This window comes from Acidocella facilis ATCC 35904 (genome assembly GCF_000687875.1).
Lineage (GTDB): Bacteria > Pseudomonadota > Alphaproteobacteria > Acetobacterales > Acetobacteraceae > Acidocella > Acidocella facilis.
Genome location: NZ_JHYG01000002.1, coordinates 263,347 through 282,018 on the forward strand (window position 1 = coordinate 263,347; position 18,672 = coordinate 282,018).

At 65.6% G+C, this 18,672-nt stretch carries 20 protein-coding genes; 7 read left to right on the forward strand and 13 right to left on the reverse strand.

Annotated elements, in window-relative coordinates:
- Window positions 1-8 precede the first annotated feature (8 nt).
- Window positions 9-980, reverse strand: a complete 972-nt coding sequence (locus tag T331_RS0103695) for a quinone oxidoreductase family protein (RefSeq protein ID WP_026439069.1) — start codon at window positions 978-980, stop codon at window positions 9-11.
- Window positions 977-1,438, reverse strand: coding sequence for a methylated-DNA--[protein]-cysteine S-methyltransferase (locus T331_RS0103700; protein ID WP_008494985.1), 462 nt, complete (start codon window positions 1,436-1,438; stop codon window positions 977-979). The genes T331_RS0103695 and T331_RS0103700 overlap by 4 nt, the downstream gene beginning before the upstream one ends.
- A gap of 84 nt (window positions 1,439-1,522) precedes the next feature.
- Between T331_RS0103700 and T331_RS0103705 the strand changes: the two genes are divergently transcribed.
- Both T331_RS0103705 and murJ read left to right on the forward strand, forming a co-directional pair.
- On the forward strand, window positions 1,523-2,008 hold the full coding sequence (locus T331_RS0103705) for a CHAP domain-containing protein (protein ID WP_026439070.1): 486 nt from the start codon (window positions 1,523-1,525) through the stop codon (window positions 2,006-2,008).
- A gap of 13 nt (window positions 2,009-2,021) precedes the next feature.
- Window positions 2,022-3,554, forward strand: coding sequence for a murein biosynthesis integral membrane protein MurJ (murJ, locus tag T331_RS0103710; protein WP_008494987.1), 1,533 nt, complete (start codon window positions 2,022-2,024; stop codon window positions 3,552-3,554).
- 42 nt (window positions 3,555-3,596) lie between these two features.
- Here the strand turns inward: murJ and T331_RS0103715 are convergent, their stop codons facing one another.
- The 3 genes from T331_RS0103715 to T331_RS0103725 all read right to left on the reverse strand — a co-directional run bounded on the left by T331_RS0103715 (window position 3,597) and on the right by T331_RS0103725 (window position 6,810).
- Window positions 3,597-4,256, reverse strand: coding sequence for an SGNH/GDSL hydrolase family protein (locus tag T331_RS0103715; protein ID WP_026439071.1), 660 nt, complete (start codon window positions 4,254-4,256; stop codon window positions 3,597-3,599).
- Between the two features lie 159 nt (window positions 4,257-4,415).
- The gene (locus tag T331_RS0103720; RefSeq protein ID WP_026439072.1) at window positions 4,416-6,257 is read right to left on the reverse strand and encodes a putative bifunctional diguanylate cyclase/phosphodiesterase; all 1,842 of its coding nucleotides are present in this window, start codon (window positions 6,255-6,257) and stop codon (window positions 4,416-4,418) included.
- Window position 6,258: 1 nt separating this feature from the next.
- On the reverse strand, window positions 6,259-6,810 hold the full coding sequence (locus T331_RS0103725) for a heme NO-binding domain-containing protein (RefSeq protein ID WP_026439073.1): 552 nt from the start codon (window positions 6,808-6,810) through the stop codon (window positions 6,259-6,261).
- A gap of 147 nt (window positions 6,811-6,957) precedes the next feature.
- Here T331_RS0103725 and trpS point away from each other — a divergent pair, with 147 nt between their 5' ends.
- Window positions 6,958-7,965 carry a tryptophan--tRNA ligase gene (gene trpS, locus T331_RS0103730; RefSeq protein ID WP_026439074.1) on the forward strand — a complete coding sequence of 336 codons (1,008 nt, stop codon included), beginning with the start codon at window positions 6,958-6,960 and terminating at the stop codon, window positions 7,963-7,965.
- An 18-nt stretch (window positions 7,966-7,983) separates the two neighbouring features.
- A complete protein-coding gene (locus T331_RS0103735) occupies window positions 7,984-8,520 on the forward strand; it encodes an NADH-quinone oxidoreductase subunit B family protein (protein WP_008494993.1) in 537 nt (178 codons plus the stop codon).
- Window positions 8,521-8,837: 317 nt separating this feature from the next.
- On the opposite strand, the gene T331_RS19765 is transcribed toward T331_RS0103735, so the two are convergent.
- From T331_RS19765 to T331_RS0103750, 4 genes are all read right to left on the reverse strand, one after another.
- On the reverse strand, window positions 8,838-9,323 hold the full coding sequence (locus T331_RS19765) for a hypothetical protein (RefSeq protein WP_155992598.1): 486 nt from the start codon (window positions 9,321-9,323) through the stop codon (window positions 8,838-8,840).
- Window positions 9,324-9,535: 212 nt separating this feature from the next.
- Entirely contained in the window at window positions 9,536-10,861 is a 1,326-nt protein-coding gene (locus tag T331_RS0103740) for a HAMP domain-containing histidine kinase (protein ID WP_026439075.1), read from the reverse strand.
- Between the two features lie 7 nt (window positions 10,862-10,868).
- Window positions 10,869-11,585 carry a response regulator transcription factor gene (locus T331_RS0103745; protein ID WP_026439076.1) on the reverse strand — a complete coding sequence of 239 codons (717 nt, stop codon included), beginning with the start codon at window positions 11,583-11,585 and terminating at the stop codon, window positions 10,869-10,871.
- A gap of 6 nt (window positions 11,586-11,591) precedes the next feature.
- Window positions 11,592-12,167: a MarR family winged helix-turn-helix transcriptional regulator gene (locus T331_RS0103750; protein WP_026439077.1), complete on the reverse strand. Its 576-nt coding sequence runs from the start codon at window positions 12,165-12,167 to the stop codon at window positions 11,592-11,594.
- Between the two features lie 303 nt (window positions 12,168-12,470).
- On the opposite strand from T331_RS0103750, the gene T331_RS0103755 reads away from it, so the two are divergent.
- From T331_RS0103755 to T331_RS0103765, 3 genes are all read left to right on the forward strand, one after another.
- Window positions 12,471-13,676 (forward strand): acyltransferase family protein, encoded by a 1,206-nt coding sequence (locus T331_RS0103755; protein WP_026439078.1) that lies wholly within the window; start codon window positions 12,471-12,473, stop codon window positions 13,674-13,676.
- 100 nt (window positions 13,677-13,776) lie between these two features.
- Entirely contained in the window at window positions 13,777-14,163 is a 387-nt protein-coding gene (locus tag T331_RS0103760; RefSeq protein ID WP_035179033.1) for a hypothetical protein, read from the forward strand.
- Window positions 14,153-14,704, forward strand: coding sequence for a hypothetical protein (locus T331_RS0103765; protein WP_155992599.1), 552 nt, complete (start codon window positions 14,153-14,155; stop codon window positions 14,702-14,704). Before T331_RS0103760 ends, T331_RS0103765 begins: the two co-directional genes overlap by 11 nt.
- A gap of 79 nt (window positions 14,705-14,783) precedes the next feature.
- Here T331_RS0103765 and T331_RS0103770 read toward each other — a convergent pair whose 3' ends face one another.
- Genes T331_RS0103770 through T331_RS0103785 form a run of 4 tightly spaced genes read right to left on the reverse strand, consistent with a single transcriptional unit; the run spans window position 14,784 to window position 18,672 of the window.
- On the reverse strand, window positions 14,784-15,731 hold the full coding sequence (locus T331_RS0103770; RefSeq protein ID WP_026439081.1) for a threonine ammonia-lyase: 948 nt from the start codon (window positions 15,729-15,731) through the stop codon (window positions 14,784-14,786).
- On the reverse strand, window positions 15,728-17,104 hold the full coding sequence (locus tag T331_RS0103775) for a glycosyltransferase family 39 protein (protein WP_026439082.1): 1,377 nt from the start codon (window positions 17,102-17,104) through the stop codon (window positions 15,728-15,730). Before T331_RS0103775 ends, T331_RS0103770 begins: the two co-directional genes overlap by 4 nt.
- A 1-nt stretch (window position 17,105) precedes the next feature.
- Window positions 17,106-18,188, reverse strand: a complete 1,083-nt coding sequence (locus T331_RS0103780) for a glycosyltransferase (protein WP_026439083.1) — start codon at window positions 18,186-18,188, stop codon at window positions 17,106-17,108.
- Between the two features lie 4 nt (window positions 18,189-18,192).
- Entirely contained in the window at window positions 18,193-18,672 is a 480-nt protein-coding gene (locus T331_RS0103785) for a peroxiredoxin (protein WP_008495004.1), read from the reverse strand.

An 18,672-nucleotide genomic window follows, 5' to 3' on the forward strand; every position in this document is an offset into this window, starting at 1 on the left:
CCCTTTTCTCAGGGGATCAACACGGTGCTGCCGGTGGTCTGGCGGGCTTCCAGCGCGGTATGGGCGGCGGCGGCCTGCTCCAGCGGAAAGCTCTGGTTGACGCTGATCTTCACCGCGCCGGAACCAACGACATCGAACAGAGCCGCGGCACCGGTGAGAATATCCGCCTGCGCCGACATATAGCTGGCGAAGCTCGGCCGGGTGAGGAACAGGCTGCCCTTGGCCGCCAGGGTGGAAAGCTCCACCGGCGGCACCGGGCCGGAGGCGTTGCCGAAACAGGCCATCAGCCCCAGCGGGGCCAGGCAATCCAGGCTGGCATTGAAGCTGTCCTTGCCGACACTGTCATACACCACCGGCACCATCGCCCCGCCGGTGATCGCCTTCACCTCGGCGGGCAGGTTGGTATAGCCGATGATGCTGTGCGTGGCGCCATGGGCGCGGGCGATCTCGGCCTTGGCCTCGGAGGAGACCACGCCGATCACCTCCGCCCCCAGCGCCTTCGCCCATTGGCACAGAATCAGCCCCACCCCACCGGCGGCGGCGTGGACCAGGATGGTCTGGCCAGGCTGCAGCTTGTAGGTGCGGTGCAGGAGGAAATAGGCGGTGAGGCCCTGCAGCATCATCGCTGCGGCGGTTTTGGAATCGATGCTCTCCGGCAGCTTCACCAACTTCTCGGCATTGATCACGCGTTCGGTGGCATAGGCTCCCAGCGGGCCGCCGGCATAGGCCACGCGCTCGCCAGGTGCGAAGCCCTTCACCTTCTCGCCCACCGCCAGCACCACGCCGGCGCCTTCCATGCCCAGCGTGGTCGGCAGCGCCGCCTTGTAGAGGCCGGTGCGGAAATACACGTCGATGAAATTCAGCCCCACCGCCTCATGCTTCACCAGCACCTCGTTCGGGCCGGGCTGCGGGGTGGGCACCTGCTCCCATTTCAGAACCTCGGGCCCGCCATGGGCATGGATGCGGATGGCCTTGCTCATGCGGATAGCGCCTTGGTGCGGGTTTCGAGTGCCAGCAGCAGGCGCTTGGTCTCCAGCCCCTCGCCGCCGGAATAGCCGCCAAGGCCGGCGCTTGCGAGCACGCGGTGGCAGGGAATGAGAATGGGGATCGGGTTGGCGGCATTGGCCCCGCCGACGGACCGCGCCGAGCCCCCCGCCGCCTGGGCGATTTCGGTGTAAGAGCGGGTCTGCCCGTGCGGAATGGCGCGCAGCGCCGCCCAGACGCGCTGGCGATAAGCGCTGCCCATCGGCTTCAGCGGCAGATCCGCCGGCAGCGGCGCCTCGCCGTCGAAATACGCATCCAAAGCCGTCTTGGCGCGGGTCAGCAGGGGCGAGGGCTCCTGCAGGCTGCCCCAGCCCCATTCAAGGGCGACGATGGCGCCATCCTCCTCGAACAAGGTCAGGTCACCCACCGGGGTGTGCAGGGAAAGCGAAGCCATGGGCGGAGGCTAGACGCAGCGCATCCGGGTTTCAAGCGGGGTTGCGGCGCGGGGGCGTGATCCGGCAGATTACCGGGCGTGAAGATGCGCTCCATCCTGCGTTCAGTTTCGCCCCTCGCCGCACTTGGCCTCGCTTTGGCGCTGGTCGCCTGCGCGGGTGGGCCAAGGCTGGAATCGCCTTCGCATTTCGGCACCGCCACGCATCTCTCCTGCGTGCCTTATGCCCGCGATGTCTCGGGCATTCAGCTCAGCGGCGATGCCTATGAATGGTGGGGCGAGGCGCAAGGCCGCTATCCGCGCGCGCATGAACCGCGCCTGGGCGCGGTGCTGGTGCTCAAACCCCGTGGCGCCATGGATGTCGGCCATCTGGCGGTGGTCACCGGGCTGGAATCGCGCCGTGAAATTCTCGTGACCCAGTCCAACTGGCTGCCGGGGCGCATCGAGCATGACCAGCCGGTGGTGGATGTCTCGCCGGAGAATAACTGGACCCAGGTGCGGGTCTGGTACGAGCCGGCGCATGCGCTGGGCATCACCCGCTACCCCGCCTATGGCTTCATCCTGCCGAACTAGCTAAGAGGCGCCCATGATACGCGGCGCTTTCACCGTCGGAGCCTGGACGATGGCGAGCCGCGTGCTCGGCTTTGTCCGTGACATCCTCATCGCCGCCGTGCTCGGCACCGGCCCGGTGGCGGATGCGTTTTTCGTAGCGCTGCGATTACCGAATTTGTTCCGCCGGCTGTTCGGCGAGGGCGCCTTCAACGCCGCCTTCGTGCCGGCCATCTCCACCATCCTGCACAAACAGGGGCTGCGTGCCGCCACCGACTTCGCCGAGGAGGCGACGGCGGTGATGGCGTTCTGGCTGGGCGGCATCACCATCATCGGTGAAATTTTCATGCCCTGGCTGCTCTATGTGCTCGCACCTGGCTTCGCCGGGCATGGCGGGCGGTTTGATCTGGCGGTGGGGATGTCGCGGGTGATGTTCCCGTATCTGTTCTTCATCTGCCTCACCGCTCTTTTCTCCGGCGTGCTGAACGCGATGAGCCGCTTCGCCGCCGCCGCCGCCGCCCCGGTGCTGTTCAACCTGTTCATGATCGCGGCGATGCTCTGGCTCGCCCCTTATACGCGCAATCCCGGTTACGCGCTGGCCTGGGGGGTGACGGTTTCGGGCGTGGCGCAGCTGGCGCTGGTGCTGTGGGCCATCCGCCGGGCGGGGATGCGCTTCACCCGGCCGAAACTGCGCTTCTCCCCGCATATCCGCCAGATGTTCCGGCGCATGGCCCCGGCCTTGGTCGGGGCGGGGGTGACGCAGCTGAATGTCTCCATCGACATCATCATCGGCACGCTGCTGCCGGCGGGCTCGGTCTCCATCCTCTATTACGCGGACCGGGTGAACCAGCTGCCGCTCGGCGTCATCGCCACCGCCGCCGGCACCGCTTTGCTGCCGGCGGTGACGCGCAATATCGCGCTGGGCGAGGAAGCGGAGGCGAATACCGCGCTCAACCGCGCCTTCGAATCCGTGCTTATGCTGACTTTGCCGGCGGCGATTGGGCTATCGGTGGCGGCGAAAGCGGTGATGGATGTGGCCTTCGTGCGCGGCGCCTTTTCGGCGCATGACGCGGTGTTGGCCGGGCGCTCGCTGGCCGCCTTCGCGCTCGGCCTGCCGGTGTTCGCGCTGATCAAGATTTTCACCCCCGGCTTTTACGCGCGCGGTGATACGGTGACACCGCTGAAAATCGGCATCTTCGCGGTGCTGCTGAATCTCGGGCTCAATCTCTTGTTCATGCACCCGTTGAAGGCGGTGGGGCCGGCTTTGGCCACCTCGCTCTCCTCCGCCTGCAACGCGCTGTTGCTGTTTTGGCTGCTGCGCCGGCGCGGGCATTTCCGCTTCGATGCGCTCTCCCGCCGGCGGATTCCGCGCATTCTGCTCGCGGGCGTGGTCATGGCCGCCGCCCTGTGGGGGGTGCAGCGCCTGCTGCCGCAAAGCGTCGCCAGCCTGCCTTATTTCCTGCTGCTGGTGGTGGTGGGGGCGCTGTTCTATTTCGGCCCGGGCCTGGCGCTGAAGGCGTTCGACCTGGCGGGCTTCCTGGGGCTGCTGCGCCGGCGCAAGCGCGGCTGAACATTCCATCGCCGCGTCGCGGCGATGGAATGGCGTCACAGGCTAAATCAGCTTCAGCCGCCGCACCTCGCCGGCCAGGGCCTGGCCGATGGCTGCATTATTCTCGGCGGTGAGATGGATGCCATCCACCCCGCCGGTTGCGGTGACGCTGCCGGCATCGAAGCACGCAACTTTCATGAAATCCGCCATGTCCTCATACAACGCCGCCAGCGCCATGGATTTCGCCTGGCCGCCCTCCATCATCTGCGCGAACCAGGGCACGGCGGAGGCGGCGAGGGGCGGCGGTGCCACCACCAGCGTTCGCGGTGCCGGATAGGCCGAGCCGACCCCGCTGGCACGCACCTGCAGCACCAGCTTCTGCATGCCGACCGCGATCTCGAAGGCGCTGCGGCCATAAAGCCGTTTGCAATCATTGGTGCCGAGCATGATGATCACCAGATCCAGCGGCATGTGGCTGGCCAGCGCGGCGGGCAGATAGGCCGAGCCGTCCAGCTTCGGGTCCAGCGGGTCGGCGATGCTGGTGGTGCGGCCGTTCAGCCCTTCCTCGATGATCTCATATCCCGCCCCCAGCGCCGCCGCCATCACCCCGGGCCAGCGCTGGGCAAAATTGTAGCGCGGCGAGGGCGGGGCTTCCGCCCGTGGCACCCAGCCCCAGGTGAGGGAATCGCCGAAGCACAAAATTCGTTTCGCCTGCTCGCTCATGCGCTGCCTCCTGAGCGGGGAGGCTAACCGTGGCACCCCGCCGGGGCAACCCGGCCTCAGAGCGAGATGGGTTGACACCCACGCGCTCCGCTCATGTTTTGGCGAGCAATTTCATGCGTTCAGGGTGACGCTGCCGCGTCAACCTCAACGCATATGGCTCTAATCCAGTTGGGTGCCGCTGGTGAGGTTGTTGTAATGCGCGATCGGCTGCGGCCTGCCGATCAGATAGCCCTGCAGCACCTGGCAGCCCGCGTCGCGCAAGGATTTGGCCTGGGTCTCGGTCTCCACCCCTTCGGCGACGACATTCAGCCCCAGCGCCCGGCCCAGATCCAGCACCGCGGCGATTACCGCCTCGGTACGCTCATCCGCCCCGAGATCCTGAACGAAGCGGCGGTCGAGCTTGAGCTTGTCGAACGGGAAGCTGCGCAGGGTCGCCAGTGAGGAATAGCCGGTGCCGAAATCATCCAGGGACACACGCACGCCAAGCGCCTGGAGCTGGTTCAGAACCTCGATGGCGGCGTCGACATCCGCCAGCAGCATGCTCTCCGTCACCTCCAGCTCCAGCCGGTGCGCGGCCAGCCCGGTCTCCGCCAGAATTTGCGCCACCAGCTCCGGCAGCCGGCCTTTTTGCACCTGCACCGCCGAGATGTTCACCGCGACATGCAGCGGCACCGCCCAGCCCACCGCGGCGCGGCAGGCTTCCCTCAGCACATAGGCGCCAATCTCCAATATATGGCCGGACTCCTCGGCAAGCGGGATGAAGATGTCGGGCGGGACATCGCCCCCGGCCCGGTGCCAGCGCAGCAGTGCCTCGAAGCCGGTCACCTGATTGCGGGCGACATCGTGCAGCGGCTGGTACACCACCTCGAACTCTCCGCGCTCGCGCGCCCGGCGCAGATCCGCCACCATCCGGTCGCGGGCCAGCTGGCTGTCATTGATGGCGGTGTTGAAAAAGGCAAAGCCGTTGCGGCTGGCGGATTTCACCTGGTAGAGCGCCATGTCGGCATGGGAGATCAGCGCCTCGGCGGTGTCGCCATCGGCCGGGGCGAGGGCGATGCCGATCGAGACGGTGGGCATCAGCGTGTCGTAATCGGTATGTTCCAGCAGGTTGCGCACCTTGCCGGTCAGCCGCTCGGCAAGGCTGCTGGCATCGGTGGCGCTGGCGATGTCGGTTTGCAGGATCACGAATTCATCCCCGCCCATGCGGGCGACCATGTCGCAATCGCGCACCTCGCCGGTCAGGCAGGCGGCGAGGTCGATCAGCAGCCGGTCGCCGGCGGCATGGCCATAAAGATCGTTGACGGTCTTGAAGCGGTCGAGATCGAGCACATGCACGGCGAATTGGGAGCCGTAGCGCCGGCTCAGCGCCAGGGAAGCGGTCAGTTGCTCCTGCAGGCGGCGGCGATTGGCCAGCCCGGTCAGCGGGTCATGGTTGGCGAGATAATGGATGCGCTCGGCGGCGCGGCGGGTTTCGGAAATATCCTGGGTGATGACCAGGAACCCGACCACCGTGCCGGCCTCGTGCTCGGGCAGAACCTCGGTGCGGAACCAGGCGCTTTGGTCCGGATTGGGCCACTCCACCGCGCCGCCCTCCTGCACGAACAGCGCCTCGACGCTGTTGCGATAATCCGGGGCGATCTGTTCGAGAAACCAGCCCAGCCCGCGCTGCGCCGGGGCGCGGGCGACGGCCGCATCCGCCTCGATCTGCTGCACCAGCCCGTCCGGATGGCTGATCCGCCACGCAGAAAGCTTCATGATGCGTTGCACATTGCTGAGGGCATCGGCGTAAGAGCGGGTGCGGGCCACGGCACGCTGGGCGGATTCCAGCATGAAATTGGTCAGCAGAGCGGTTTTTTGCACGGTCAGATCTTCGCTTGCCGTGCTCAGCCGGATGCTGAAATTCCCGCCAATGACGCCGCACATGGACTGGCACAGCGCCTCGATGGCGCTGCGGTCGATCCCCTGATCCGCCATCTCGGCGGGAAAATCATGGTCCGCCATGTCAGGCGGGCTGCAGGCGAACGTCGATCACGGTTTCGCTGGCGCTGAGATCGCCCTCGACGATATTGAAGCTGGCCACCTCGCCGCGCCGCTGCGCCAGCCGGCGGGCCAGGGCGCAATAGAACACGCCCAGCCGGTTATCAGAGCGATAATGCACCCTGACCCCGTCAGGCAGCGGCACCACGCGGAATTTATCGTTGATCTTCTGTTGCGCCCCGGCACGCAGGCCACAGGCGAGGCTGGCATGGATTTCCGGCTGGATGAGCAGGAAGCCCCGCGTATCCGGCGCGGCGGCGAAAAAGCCGGAGAAGGTGGTCTCCGCCCAGTCCAGAAAAAACACCGCCAGCGCGTCGAACACCGCCTCACGATCCATGCCGGCTTCCTCGGCCAGCGCTTCGATCAGCCGGCAGCAGGTTTCATCGTCATATTCGGTATCCAGCCGGAAACTCTGCGTCGCTGGCAGCCCGATTTTTTCCAGCAACGCCGCGCGGGTCTGCGGTGAATGGTTGGCGCGGATATAGCCGTCCACCGTGTGAGGAATAATACCCAGCATGAAATAACGATCTCGCGAAAAACTTACAGGGGAATTAATTCAGAGGATAGGGAGGTGAGGTGGCAACGGCGCACTTGGGAATCAATCCCTATTGTCTGTTTTCCGTTTGCCGGTTAACCCGAGGGCGATCAAGGAGTACAGACGCTCATGGCCCGCATATTTTCCGGCATCCAGCCTACCGGCATCGCGACGCTCGGCAATTATCTCGGCGCGCTGCGCAACTGGGTGGCGCTGCAGGACGGCGCGGATGAGTGCATCTATTGCCTGGTGGATCTGCATGCCATCACCACCTTCCAGGAGCCGGCGTCCCTGCGCGAACAGACCTATGGCATGGCGGCGCTGGTGCTGGCCTGCGGGATCGACCCTGAGCGCTCCATTCTGTTCCACCAATCCGCCGTCTCCGCCCATGCGCGTCTGGGCTGGATTTTCAATTGCGTCGCCCGCATGGGCTGGCTCAAGCGGATGACCCAGTTCAAGGACAAGGCCGGCAAGAATCAGGAAGAGGTCTCCACCGGGCTGTTCATGTATCCGAACCTGATGGCGGCGGACATCCATGCCTACCACGCCACCAAGGTGCCGGTGGGGGACGACCAGCTTCAGCATATCGAGCTGGCCAACGATATCGGGGAAAAATTCAACCATGATTTCGGGGTGGAGTTCTTCCCGCGCATCGAGCCGTTGATTGTGAAGGAGACCGCGCGGGTGATGTCCCTGCGTGACGGCACCAAGAAAATGTCGAAATCCGACCCGTCCGATCAGTCGCGCATCAACATGACCGACGATGCGGATACGATCAGCCAGAAGATCCGCAAGGCGAAGACCGATACCGAGGCGCTGCCGGATAATCTGGCGGCGTTGGCGCAGCGGCCGGAGGCGCGCAATCTGTTGGGGATCTTCGCGGCGGTGTCCGGTGAAAGCCAGGAGGCGATTCTGGCGCGCTTCGCCGGCGGCGGTTTCGGCCCGTTCAAAAACGCATTGGCCGAGGCGCTGGTGGCGCATGTCGCCCCCATCGGCGCGCGCGCCAAAGAGTATCTGGCCGACAAGGCGGAGCTGGACCGGATTTTGCAGAAAGGGGCCGCGAAAGCCGCCGCCATCGCTCAGCCGATCACCGCCGAGGCGGAGCGCATTGTCGGATTTTTGCCCAGCGCGGGCTGATTTGGGTATGATGCCGGCATGGTCTGGAAAACCCTCGCCCGGCATGTGATCTCCCGCGCCGCCCCCGCCCAAGCGGCGGATGCGGCGCTGGCCAAAACCCTGCGCGCCCGGCTGGAAGCGGCGGGGCAGAAAAAGCTGGGCCGCGCCTTGGCCATTCGCCACGTGCCCGCCGGCAGCTGCAATGGCTGCGAGCTGGAGCTGCGCGCCACCCAGAACCTGATCCACGACCTCACCCAATATGGGCTGAGCTTCACCCCCAGCCCGCGCCATGCGGATATTCTGCTCATCACCGGTGTCGCCGGGGTGAATATGCGCGAGGCGGTGCTGCAGGCCCGCGCCGCGATGCCGGACCCGGCCTTCGTGGTGGCCCTTGGCGATTGCGCCGTGGATGGCGGGGTGTTCAAGGGCTCCCCCGCCGTGGCCGGCGGCGCGGAGGCGTTCCTGCCGGTGGACCTCGTCATCGCGGGATGCGCGCCAACCCCCACGCAGATCATCCAGGGGCTGCTGGCGCTGCTGGAGGCGCATGGGGAAGGGGTGAGGGAGGTTGTGGGGTAGGTTGGTTGGGGGAGAGCGGAAACTGCCGCGTGTCCGCTGGGCGCCCGATTGGGTCATTCACGGGGCCTGGTCCAGCCCTCGAAAGCAGCCCTCCCCGCAAAAGCAGGGGTAAGTGTTGCTAACCTTGTCGCATGTCAGACGGCTTCTGCGGCAAAAACGCGCGACAAATGAACGCAAGGAAAACAATCGGTTGCGCCTCATCGCAGGCTGTCGCGCAAATCACAAGTTATGCGACAAATCACTCCTCATAGGAATATCCTGCGACTGGCTATTCCCGCAAGAATAGCTGAGATTCACAACGTTATTCGCGAGGCTTTCTAAACAGTGTTGTGAATCATCTTTGAGATGCCTAGTAATGCATCTTCGATCTGGCGCAAAAGTTCTCCAAAATCGGGAATGTTTTTTCTTGATTCCAAAGACAGAGCGTATTGTGTTTGCCATTCTCTAATATATTTTTCCAGGTAATCTAAGGCGTTGCTTTCGTCTTTGGTTGCCCAAATTAAATAATTCGGCCTTAGAGACCGAATTTGGTTTATTACTTTATAACCAAAATCAACTATTTCACGGGCAGTGTAGCTGGCTTCCCCGACCTGCTGCCACGATATCTTTTCGGCTAAGTTTAGACCATCCTCGAAAACCCTAACCAACGACTGGAGAGTAGAGTTTAGTACGGTCGCGCGCACCTCTTTCCGGCGTTTCTGGCGATCCTGAAAAGTACTGAAGACGATACCTCCCGCGGAGACCAAGACAGATAAACCCGTAAACAAGTCACCCACAGAAACCGTATTCTGAATCGTGATCATCAAATGCCCCCGCAACCTTTGTCGCCCTTTATCAGAATCACACCTGTCGCGTAACTCAGGAGTTATGCGACAAGGCAGAAACCAACGGGCCATTGCAATGGCAGCTCACCTTGACTTCCGCTCCAAACCCGCCCGTCAGCTCCCAGCTCAAGTCAGACCTAGGGCGCGGTCCGCCCAATGTCGCGGTTGGCACGACCCCCGCGCCCGCCTGCCTACCCCGGCAACTCCACCATCACCCTTAACCCGCCCCCCGGCCGGTCCAGCAACAGAATCCGTCCGCCATGGGCGATGATGATGTCATGCGCGATCGCCAGCCCCAGCCCGGTTCCGCCCGGCTGGTCGCTCTCGAAGGCGCGCAGCAGCGTTTCGCGTTTCGGCGCGGGAATGCCTGGGCCGTTATCGTCGATGAGGATCTGCACGCTGGTGCCGCTGCGCGCCGCGCTGACCCAGATCTGGCTGGCATGGCGCTGGCCGTTATCGATCAAATTCATCAGCGCGCGGCGCATCGCTTCCGGGCGCAGCGTCACGATCAAATCCTCCGGCACGGAGAGGCTCACCGCCGCGCCGGCGCGCCTCGCATCGGTGCAGAGATCCGCAAGCAATATCGGAAGATCGGTCGGCAGCGCCTGTTCCGCGCCTTCGCCGCGGGCGAAGCTGAGATAGATGCCGATCAGCTTCTCCATCTCCTCGATATCGCCTTCCATGTCCCGCATATCCTCTGGCGTGACACCGGGCTGCATCGCCAGCGCCAGGCGCAGCCGCGTCAGCGGCGTGCGCAGATCATGGCTCACCCCGGCCAGCATGGTGGTGCGCTGGGTAAGAAAGCGCAGCAGCCGCTCCTGCATGCGGTTGAAGGCGGCGCCAGCGCGGCGCACCTCGCTCGCCCCTTCCGGGCGGATCGGCCCGTTATCGCGGCCCATGCCGAAATTCTCCGCCGCCTCCGCCAGCCTGCGGATGCCACGCACCTGGGTGCGCAAAAACAACGCCGCCAAAACCACCAGCAGCAGCGCGGAGCCGATCAGCCAGACCAGAAAGATGTAGAAGGTGCCGATGAAAAGCCGTTTGCGCGGCACGTCGATGCGGATCACCCCGTCCGCCATCTGGATATTCACCCGCAATATGCCGGGGGTTTTATGCCAGGAGACATTGAAGGGCCGGTGCACATCCTGCGCCAGCGCATTGGCGAGGTCGTTATCCACCGGGCCGGGGGCGTCAGGCGGGGGCAGATGCTCCAGCGTCTCGCCGTTCAGAAAACTTGATTCGAAATTGAAATGCTTTTCTCCCTCCTGCAGCACCAGCGTGCGGTGCGCGGGGTCGCGCTCGATCTGGTCGATCATGAAGCCGATCTCGCCGCCCACTGCATCGGCCAGGCGCCGGGAAAGCTCGTCCAGATGCGAGCCGTAGAAAATCTGCAGCGCCACCGCCTGCAGCACCACCATCGGGATCAGCACGATCAGCAGCGAGCGCCCGAACAGCCCGCGCGGCAAAATTTTGCGGAACAGCCGGTCCGGCTGCAGCGGGCCGAGCCGCAGCTTCATGGCTGGCTCACGGCCCCGGCTTCAGCACATAGCCCTTGCCGCGCACCGTCTGCAGAAAGCGCGGCTCGCGCGGGTCCGGCTCGATCTTGCGGCGCAGCCTGGTCACCTGCACGTCGATGGCGCGTTCATTCACATCATCCAGCCCCATCGCCGCGGCCAGCGCCTCGCGCGAGAATGTCTCGTGCGGGCGCGCCGCCAGCGTGGTCAGCAGCGCCAGCTCCGCCCCGGTGAGGCGCACCCGTGCCTGCGGGCTGATCAGCTCGCCGCGCGCGGCATCGAAGCTGGCCTCGCCCAAAGGCAGCGGGCCGGTGGTGATGGCCGGCGGCTGGGCGCGGCGCAGCATGGCGCGCAGCCTGGCCACCAGCACTCGCGGGTCGAACGGCTTGCCGAGATAATCATCCGCCCCGGCCTCGAATCCGGCGACGACATCCTCGGGCGTATCCCGGGCGGTGAGCAGCAGGATCGGCATTGCCGGCGCGCGCTCGGCGCGCAGGCTGTTGGTGAGGTCCAGACCGGTTTCGCCGGGCATCATCACATCCAGCACCATCAGGTCGAATTCCATCGCCCGCAGCCGCTCGCGCGCCTCGGCCGCAGAGGCCGCGCGGGTGACGCGAAACCCGTTCTCGGACAGATAGCGCCCGGCCAGCTGCGCCAGCCGCGCATCGTCATCCACCAGCAGGATGTGTGGCGCGTCCTCGGGCGGGGGGCTGGCGCTGTGGCTCATGCGGGCTTACGGGCTGCGCGGCGCCTTGGCGGGGCGCGGCGCCTCCAGCGCATCCAGATGGGCGCGGCCCTGCTCGTTGATCAGCCCGCGCATCACCCGCTTGAAGCCTTCCACCGCCGGGCCGCCGGCCTCGCGATAGGCGCTGAGCAGGCGCTCGCGCTGGGATTCGAAAAGCTTGCGCTCCAGCGCCGCCCCCTTTTCGGTGAGGCTGAGCAGGCGCTGGCGCCGGTCCTTAGGCCCGGGCACCTGGTCGACATAGCCCTCCCGGATCAGTGGCCCGAGCACCCGGGTCAGGCTCTGCTTGGTGATGCCGAGGATGGAGAGCAGCTCGCCCACCTTCAGCCCCGGCTTGCGGCCGATCCAATGCAGGCAGCGATGATGGGCGCGGCCGAAATCCATGCTGGCGAGGATGGCATCCGGCGGGCCGTTGAGGTCGCGCAGGGCGAAAAACACCATGTCCTGCGCCGTGCGCAGCTCGTCTTCCCGCAGAAACAGCAGGCTGTTGCCGGGTGCCGGGTGCGAGGCGCCGGCCTGGGTTTCACGTTTGCCGGGCGGGAATGAGGGAGGCGTGGTTTCGGGCATGGCAGTATCTTGAACCGTTTGTTGGGCCGTTCGTGGTAATGCGGCTGTCTATTACGCAAAGCTTGATTGTCATCAGATCGTACCCCAATCGGATGGTTTTGGCCATGGCGCGTCGGGGGCGGCGTGCGTTGCCACGCATCTTATCATCTTGGTCGGGCCAGGGCCCGCAATGCTGTCCCGGAAGAGAACAGACGAGGGACGTTTCAGGTGCGACGCCCCCAGCCAATGCGGCGGCGAAAGGGCTAAAAAAAACGCCATCGGCTGGAAAGCTGACTTTTCAGTCAACTACGCCACTTACACCATATGCCGGATACTGGGCGAAAACTGATTCCTCTCGAAGGCTTGCGCGGCATCGCCGCCGCCATCGTCGTGCTGTACCATCTGGTGCTGGCCTACACGCCACACGGGGTGGGGGCGGTGCCGCATGGCCACGGGGTGCTGGATCTGCTGACCCAGTTCATCCTTGGCATGCTCAATGGCGGTGCCGCGGTGGCGGTGTTTTTCGTGCTTTCCGGCTTCATCCTCAGCCTGCCCTTCGCGCGGGACCGCCGGCCGGTGCGCGTCGCGGTGGCGATGCTCAAGCGCTGGCCGCGTTTGGCCTGCCTCACCGTCATCGCCTGCCTGTTCGCCTTCCTGCTGATCAGCTGGTCGGGGCTGGAATATAAGCAGGCGGCGCATGTCATCGGCGCGCAATGGCTGGCCACGCACGGCAATTCGCCGATCCGCCCGGCGCATCTCACCTGGTACGAGGCGCTGCGCGAAGGGCTGGTGAATGTGTTCATGCTGGGCGAGGTGAAGTTCGATTCGCCGCTCTGGACCATGCGTATTGAACTGTTCGGCTCCTTCGCCATCTTCCTGTTCGCGCCGGTGCTGTTCGCGCTGCGCAGCTGGGGGCTGCGGCTGGGGCTGATGGCGCTGGCGTCCTGGCTCGCCGGCACCTCCTACCCGTTCACCTTCTTCACCGATTTCCTTTGCGGCACGCTGCTGGCGATGCTGTTCGCGGAGAACCGGCTGCCGGCGCTGGGCAATAAATCCGCCTGCGCGCTGGGGCTGCTCGGGCTCTATCTGTTCAGCTTCACCTATGAGCAGACGCTGCTGATGCACGCGCCGCTGAAGGCGATCCTGCCCGGCGCCTGCAGCCATTATGTCTGGGATGCCGGGGCGGCGCTGATCATCATCGTGCTGCTCGGCAACCCGACCATGCGCCGGGTGTTCTCCGGCGGCTGGGCGGTGTGGCTGGGGCTGCTTTCCTTTCCGATCTATCTGCTGCACGGGCCGATTCTGCTCTCCGCCGGCGCCATCGCCTTCATGGCCGGGGTGGGCCAGCTGGGTGTGGCCGGGGCGGCGCTGGTGGCGGCGTTCTGCTCGATCGTGCTCACCTTGATCTGCGCGGTGCCGCTGGCCTGGGTGGACCAGATCTGGACGCGCCTGCTCTCGCGCCTGACCAAGCCACTCACCCGGCGCAGCGCGCGAAAGCCGGCGGCGATGCTGGAGACGGCGGGGCTGTAGGCCATACATTTCGGTGTGATGATATCGCGCCGGACAGGCTTTTTGTTGCGGCGTTTCATTGCTAGGTTGCGGGATAATTTTTCGGAGAGCCGCACCGCCGATGCCGATTTTCAACGCCAAGCTCTTTGCAACCTACTTGGTCCAGCACGTCTCGGCAAATCCGTTTGGAGAAGGCGCTTGCGCGAAACATGTGCGGTTGGCGCTGGCGGCTGGGGGGCTGAAGCCGATTACCTGGCCGGTTCCCGCGAAGGATTGGGGCGGCACCTTGCTGGCTCTGGGCTTCAAGCCGGTTTCCGCTGTTGGGTACGTGCCGCAGCTTGGTGATGTGATCGTGATGCAACCACCCAAGGGCGAAAAGCCTTACGGCCATATCGAGGGCTATGACGGCAAAAATTGGGTTTCGGATTTCGTGCAGCGTGAAATCTGGCCCGGTCCGGCCTATCGTGCACAGAAGCCAGCTTATGTGATTTATCGCCATGCGCAATAAACGTTTGATCGCCCTTTTTTGCTTTTGGGCCTGGTTTACCCCTGCCTTGGCGAGGGCCTTGCCCGCTATAGTTGATCCGGTGTTTCACCTGACTCTCCCGGCTGCGATCTATACCCACGGCTTTGAGGAATTTCCCGCTGCCCAGCTCAAGTCCTGCGGTGTGGTGGTGCGGGCGGATGCCTCTTATCGCTATTGGGTGCTGGCCGAAACCAGCAACGGCAACATGGATTATGTCATGCTTGACGGGCTGGTGAAGCCATCCTCAGGCGCGCCGTGGCAAGCAGATATGCAAGGCGTATTCCTGCGGCGCAGTGCCGCCGGCTGCAGCTTGATCGACCCGCTGGACCAAGTGTTTGCTTATTACCAATCCTATGAAACAGACAGCCCGGCGATTGGTGGGGCCGTGTTCGTCGCCTTGGCGCGGGATGCGGTTCGCCGCTTCAGTGCCGCTTATGGGTCGTCCGCGCGCTTCAAGGCCGCGTTGGTTGCGCAAAAGCGTCTGCCCAGCCTATCGATCTTAAAAAACGCGTTGGCGCGCTGATGAGGGTTTGTTGCAGAAGGAACATGGGGATTTTTTGAAATGAACCCCACATCCCTAATCGCTTTTGATTTTTAGCGGTTCACAGATCCGCGTTGCCGCCGGAGAGCACGAGTCCGACCACCTTGCCCCTGGCGTCGATCTTGCCCGCCAGCAGCGCCGCCAGCGCCACCGCGCCGCCCGGCTCCACCACCAGCTTCAGTGTCCGCGCCGCCAGCGTCTGCGCGGCGCGGACCTCGTCATCGCTCACCGCCACGCCACAGGCGTAAAAGCGCCGGTTGATGGCGAAGGTCAGCTCGCCCGGCGCCGGGGAGAGCAGCGCGTCGCAGAACGGCGAGCCTTTCATGTCGTTGCTCAGCCGCGCGCCCGCCGCCAGCGAGCGGGCGGTGTCGTCCCAGCCTTCCGGTTCGGCGGTGTGCAGATGCGTGGCGGGCGAGAGGTCGGAGAACGCCAGCGCCGTCCCCGCCGCCAGACCACCGCCGCCGGCCGGGGTGATGTAATGTGCCATCGTCAGCCCGGCTGCCCTGGCATCTTCCAGCAGCTCCAGCGCCGCCGTGCCCTGGCCGGCGATCACGTCCGGATGGTCATAAGGCGGAATCAGGCTGGCGCCGGTCTCGGCGGCGATGCTGGCAGCGATGGCGGCGCGGTCCTCGGTAAAGCGGTCATAGCTGACCACGCGCGCCCCCCAGAATTCGGTCGATTCGCGTTTGATTGCCGGCGCGTCGGACGGCATCACGATGGTCGCGGGCACGCCCAGCGCGGCGGCGGCGCAGGCGACACCCTGGGCATGATTGCCGGAGGAATAGGCGACGACGCCGCGCGCCCGGATCTCGGCGGGCAGGCGCAGCATGGCGTTGGTGGCGCCGCGCAGCTTGAAGGTGCCGGTGCGCTGCAGCACCTCCGGCTTGATCAGCACCGTGGCGCCCAGGGTTTTATCGAGACTGGCGCTGCGCAGCATCGGGGTGCGGATGATGTGGCCTTGCAGCCGCGCGGCGGCGGCGTGCACATCCTGGGGGGTTGGCAGCATCATGGGCGCGGAAACTCCTTGGCCGTGGCGGGGGCGGCGATCCGGCAGACGCGATAGGTCATCACCACCGCCTGGCCCTGCTTGCGGCTGATCGTGCCGAGCGGGTCCGGGCAGGGTGTGGTGTCGCGCCGCGTGATCAACACCCCGCTGGCACCCTGCAATTTTGCGTTGCGCCAGTCCAGATATGCCCAGCGCGGGCCGATCCCCAGAACCGGCATGGCTTTCGGGGCGTAAAATGCCAGCTCGGAGGCGGTGGCGTAATCGTCCGAGGTGATGAAGGCGGGGTGGCTGGCGCTGGCCTGCGCCGCCAGTTCGGGCCAGCCCGCCATCTGCACGGCGGAGGTGTCGCGCCGGGCGGGCACGGGCAGGAACGGGTGTAGCACCTGCACATAGACCAGCCCGGTCAGCCCGAAGCCTAGCGCCAGCGCGGCGCGATGCCAGCGCGGCGGCGCGGCGGCGGCGGCGAGGCAGGCGGAGGGGTAGAGAATGGCGACCCAGTTGCCCTGCACCCGGTCGGTGAGCACATGCTCCAGAAACACCGAAGCCGGCAGCAGGCTGAGCCAGAGCAGCAGCCGGGCGCCAGGGGATTTGTCGGCGCGCAGATGCCAGAGCCCGCGCACCGCCAGAATGGCGATCAAAGGCGTGAAAAACAGCGCCTGCCCGCCGATCAGCTCGCCGAAAAACTGCGCCGCGCGGGCGGGGTCGAACCCATCCACCCGCCCACCTTGCTTCAGATAGCTGGCCCAGCCATGGGCGGCGTTCCAGGCGAAATCCGGCGCGAAGACCAGCAGCGCCAGGGCGATGCCCAGCCACGGCCAGGCCGTGCGCAGCGTGGCGCGGATGGGCGGGGCGGTGAGCGCCCACAGCCCGGTGCCGGCCAGCAGCAGGGCTGCGGTATATTTGGAAAACAAGGCCGCCCCGGCCAGGGCGCCCGCTGCCAGCCACCAGCGCGCATCCCGGCTCTGCACCAGCCGTGCCAGCGCCCAGAGGCTGAGCGTCCAGAAGAAGATCAGCGGCGTGTCCGGCGTCATCAGAATGCTGCCGGCGCCGAGCATCAGCGTCGCGTTCAGGAAGCCAGCGGCCAGCAGCCCGCAGCGCTGGCCGGGCAGGATGCGGTTGCCGGCATCATACAGCGCCAGCGACCCCAAAGCCGCCGAGAGCGGCCCGAGCAGCCGGATGCCGAGCGGATCATTGCCCAGCAAAGCGGTGCCGAGGCGGATCCAAAGTGCGACCATCGGCGGATGGTCCAGATAGCCGGCCTGCAACGGCCGCGCCCAGCTGAAATAATAGGCTTCGTCGGGGGTCAGTGGCAGCCAGGCGGCCAGGACGAGGCGCAGGACGGTAAGCGCCGCCAGCGCCGCGAGGGCAAACCCCATGCTAGCGCACGCGCCAGACCAAAGTGGCGGAGACCGCGTAATTCCACACCACGCCAACCGCCGCCCCCGCCGCACCGGAGAACAGGCTATGCCCGTTTTCGGCATAGAGCGCCTTGGCGATGCCGATATTCGCGATCGCCCCCAGCCCGCAGACGAGCATGAACAAGGCCAGCCCACGCCAGGCCTTGGCCCGCTTCAGCCGCTGCGCGCGGTAGGTGAGCTGGTTGTTGAGCTGGAAATTCACCACCATGGCGATGATGGTGCCGATGGTCTGCGCGGTGCCGAAATCCGCCCCGGCGGCGGCGGCGATCTGCGCCACAACCAGATTGACCAGCACGCCGACAATGCCGACCAGCGCGAAGGAGATGAAGCGCAGCGGCACCGTGCCGCGCAGCGCCTTATCCAGCAGCAGCCCGGCGAATTGCGCCAGCACCAGCACGTCCAGCTTGCTCTCGCCGGCCAGGCGCGGGCGGAATTTATACGGGATTTCGGCGATGTTCAGCACGCGCGGCGAGGCCAGGATCAGATCCAGCAAAATCTTGAAGCCCTGCCCGGTCAGGCGCGCCGCCAGAGCCTCGAACAGCTCCCGGCGCAGCAGGAAGAAGCCGCTCATCGGGTCCGAGATCGAGGTGCGGGTGACCGCCTGGGCGATGCGGATGCCGGTTTCCGAGAGCTTCACCCGCAGCGGCGAGGAGAGCCCGGCGGAATCGCCGCCTTCCACATGCCGGCTGCCCACCGCCATATCCGCCCCGGCGCGTACCGCGTCCAGCATCAAGGGCAGGCGGGTTTCGTCATGCTGCATATCGCCATCGATGACGGCAACGTAGTCGGCGGCGGAAGAGAGCGCCCCCTCGATCACCGCCGAGGACAGGCCGCGCCGGCCGATGCGCCGGATACAGCGCACCCGCGCATCGCCCTGCGCCAGGCGTTTGGCCTCGGCGCTGGTGCCATCGGGGCTGTCATCGTCGACGAACACCACCTCCCAGTCCAGCCCGGTCAGGGCCTGGTCCAGGGCGGCCACCATGGGTGCTACGTTCGCACGCTCATTATAGCACGGTACGACGACCGTGAGGGCGAGCGGCACGGGATCAGAGAGATTCGAGAATGGCCTCGGCGCGGCTGACCTCGAAGCCACCCGGCTCCTCGACCGCGACCTTGGTGACGACGCCATCCTCCAGCACCAGCGCGAAACGCTGGCTGCGGATGCCCATGCCGCGCGCGACCAGATCCAGCTCCAGACCCAGCGCCTTGGTGAAGGCGGCGGAGCCGTCGGCCAGGAACTGCACGGCCTCGCCCGCCTTCTGGTCCTTGGCCCAGGCGCCGAGCACGAAGGCGTCGTTCACCGCCATGCAGACGATCCGGTCCACGCCCTTCTCCTTCAGCTCCGGCGCCAGCTTGACGAAGCCGGGCACGTGCTTGGCGCTGCAGGTGGGGGTGAAGGCGCCGGGAACGGCGAACAGCACGACCTTGCCGGTGCCCAGCAGCTCCGCCGTATCCGCTTCGCGCGGCCCGTCCGGCGTGGCCAGCATGAGCTTCATGGCCGGAATCTTGTCCCCGATATTGATCAT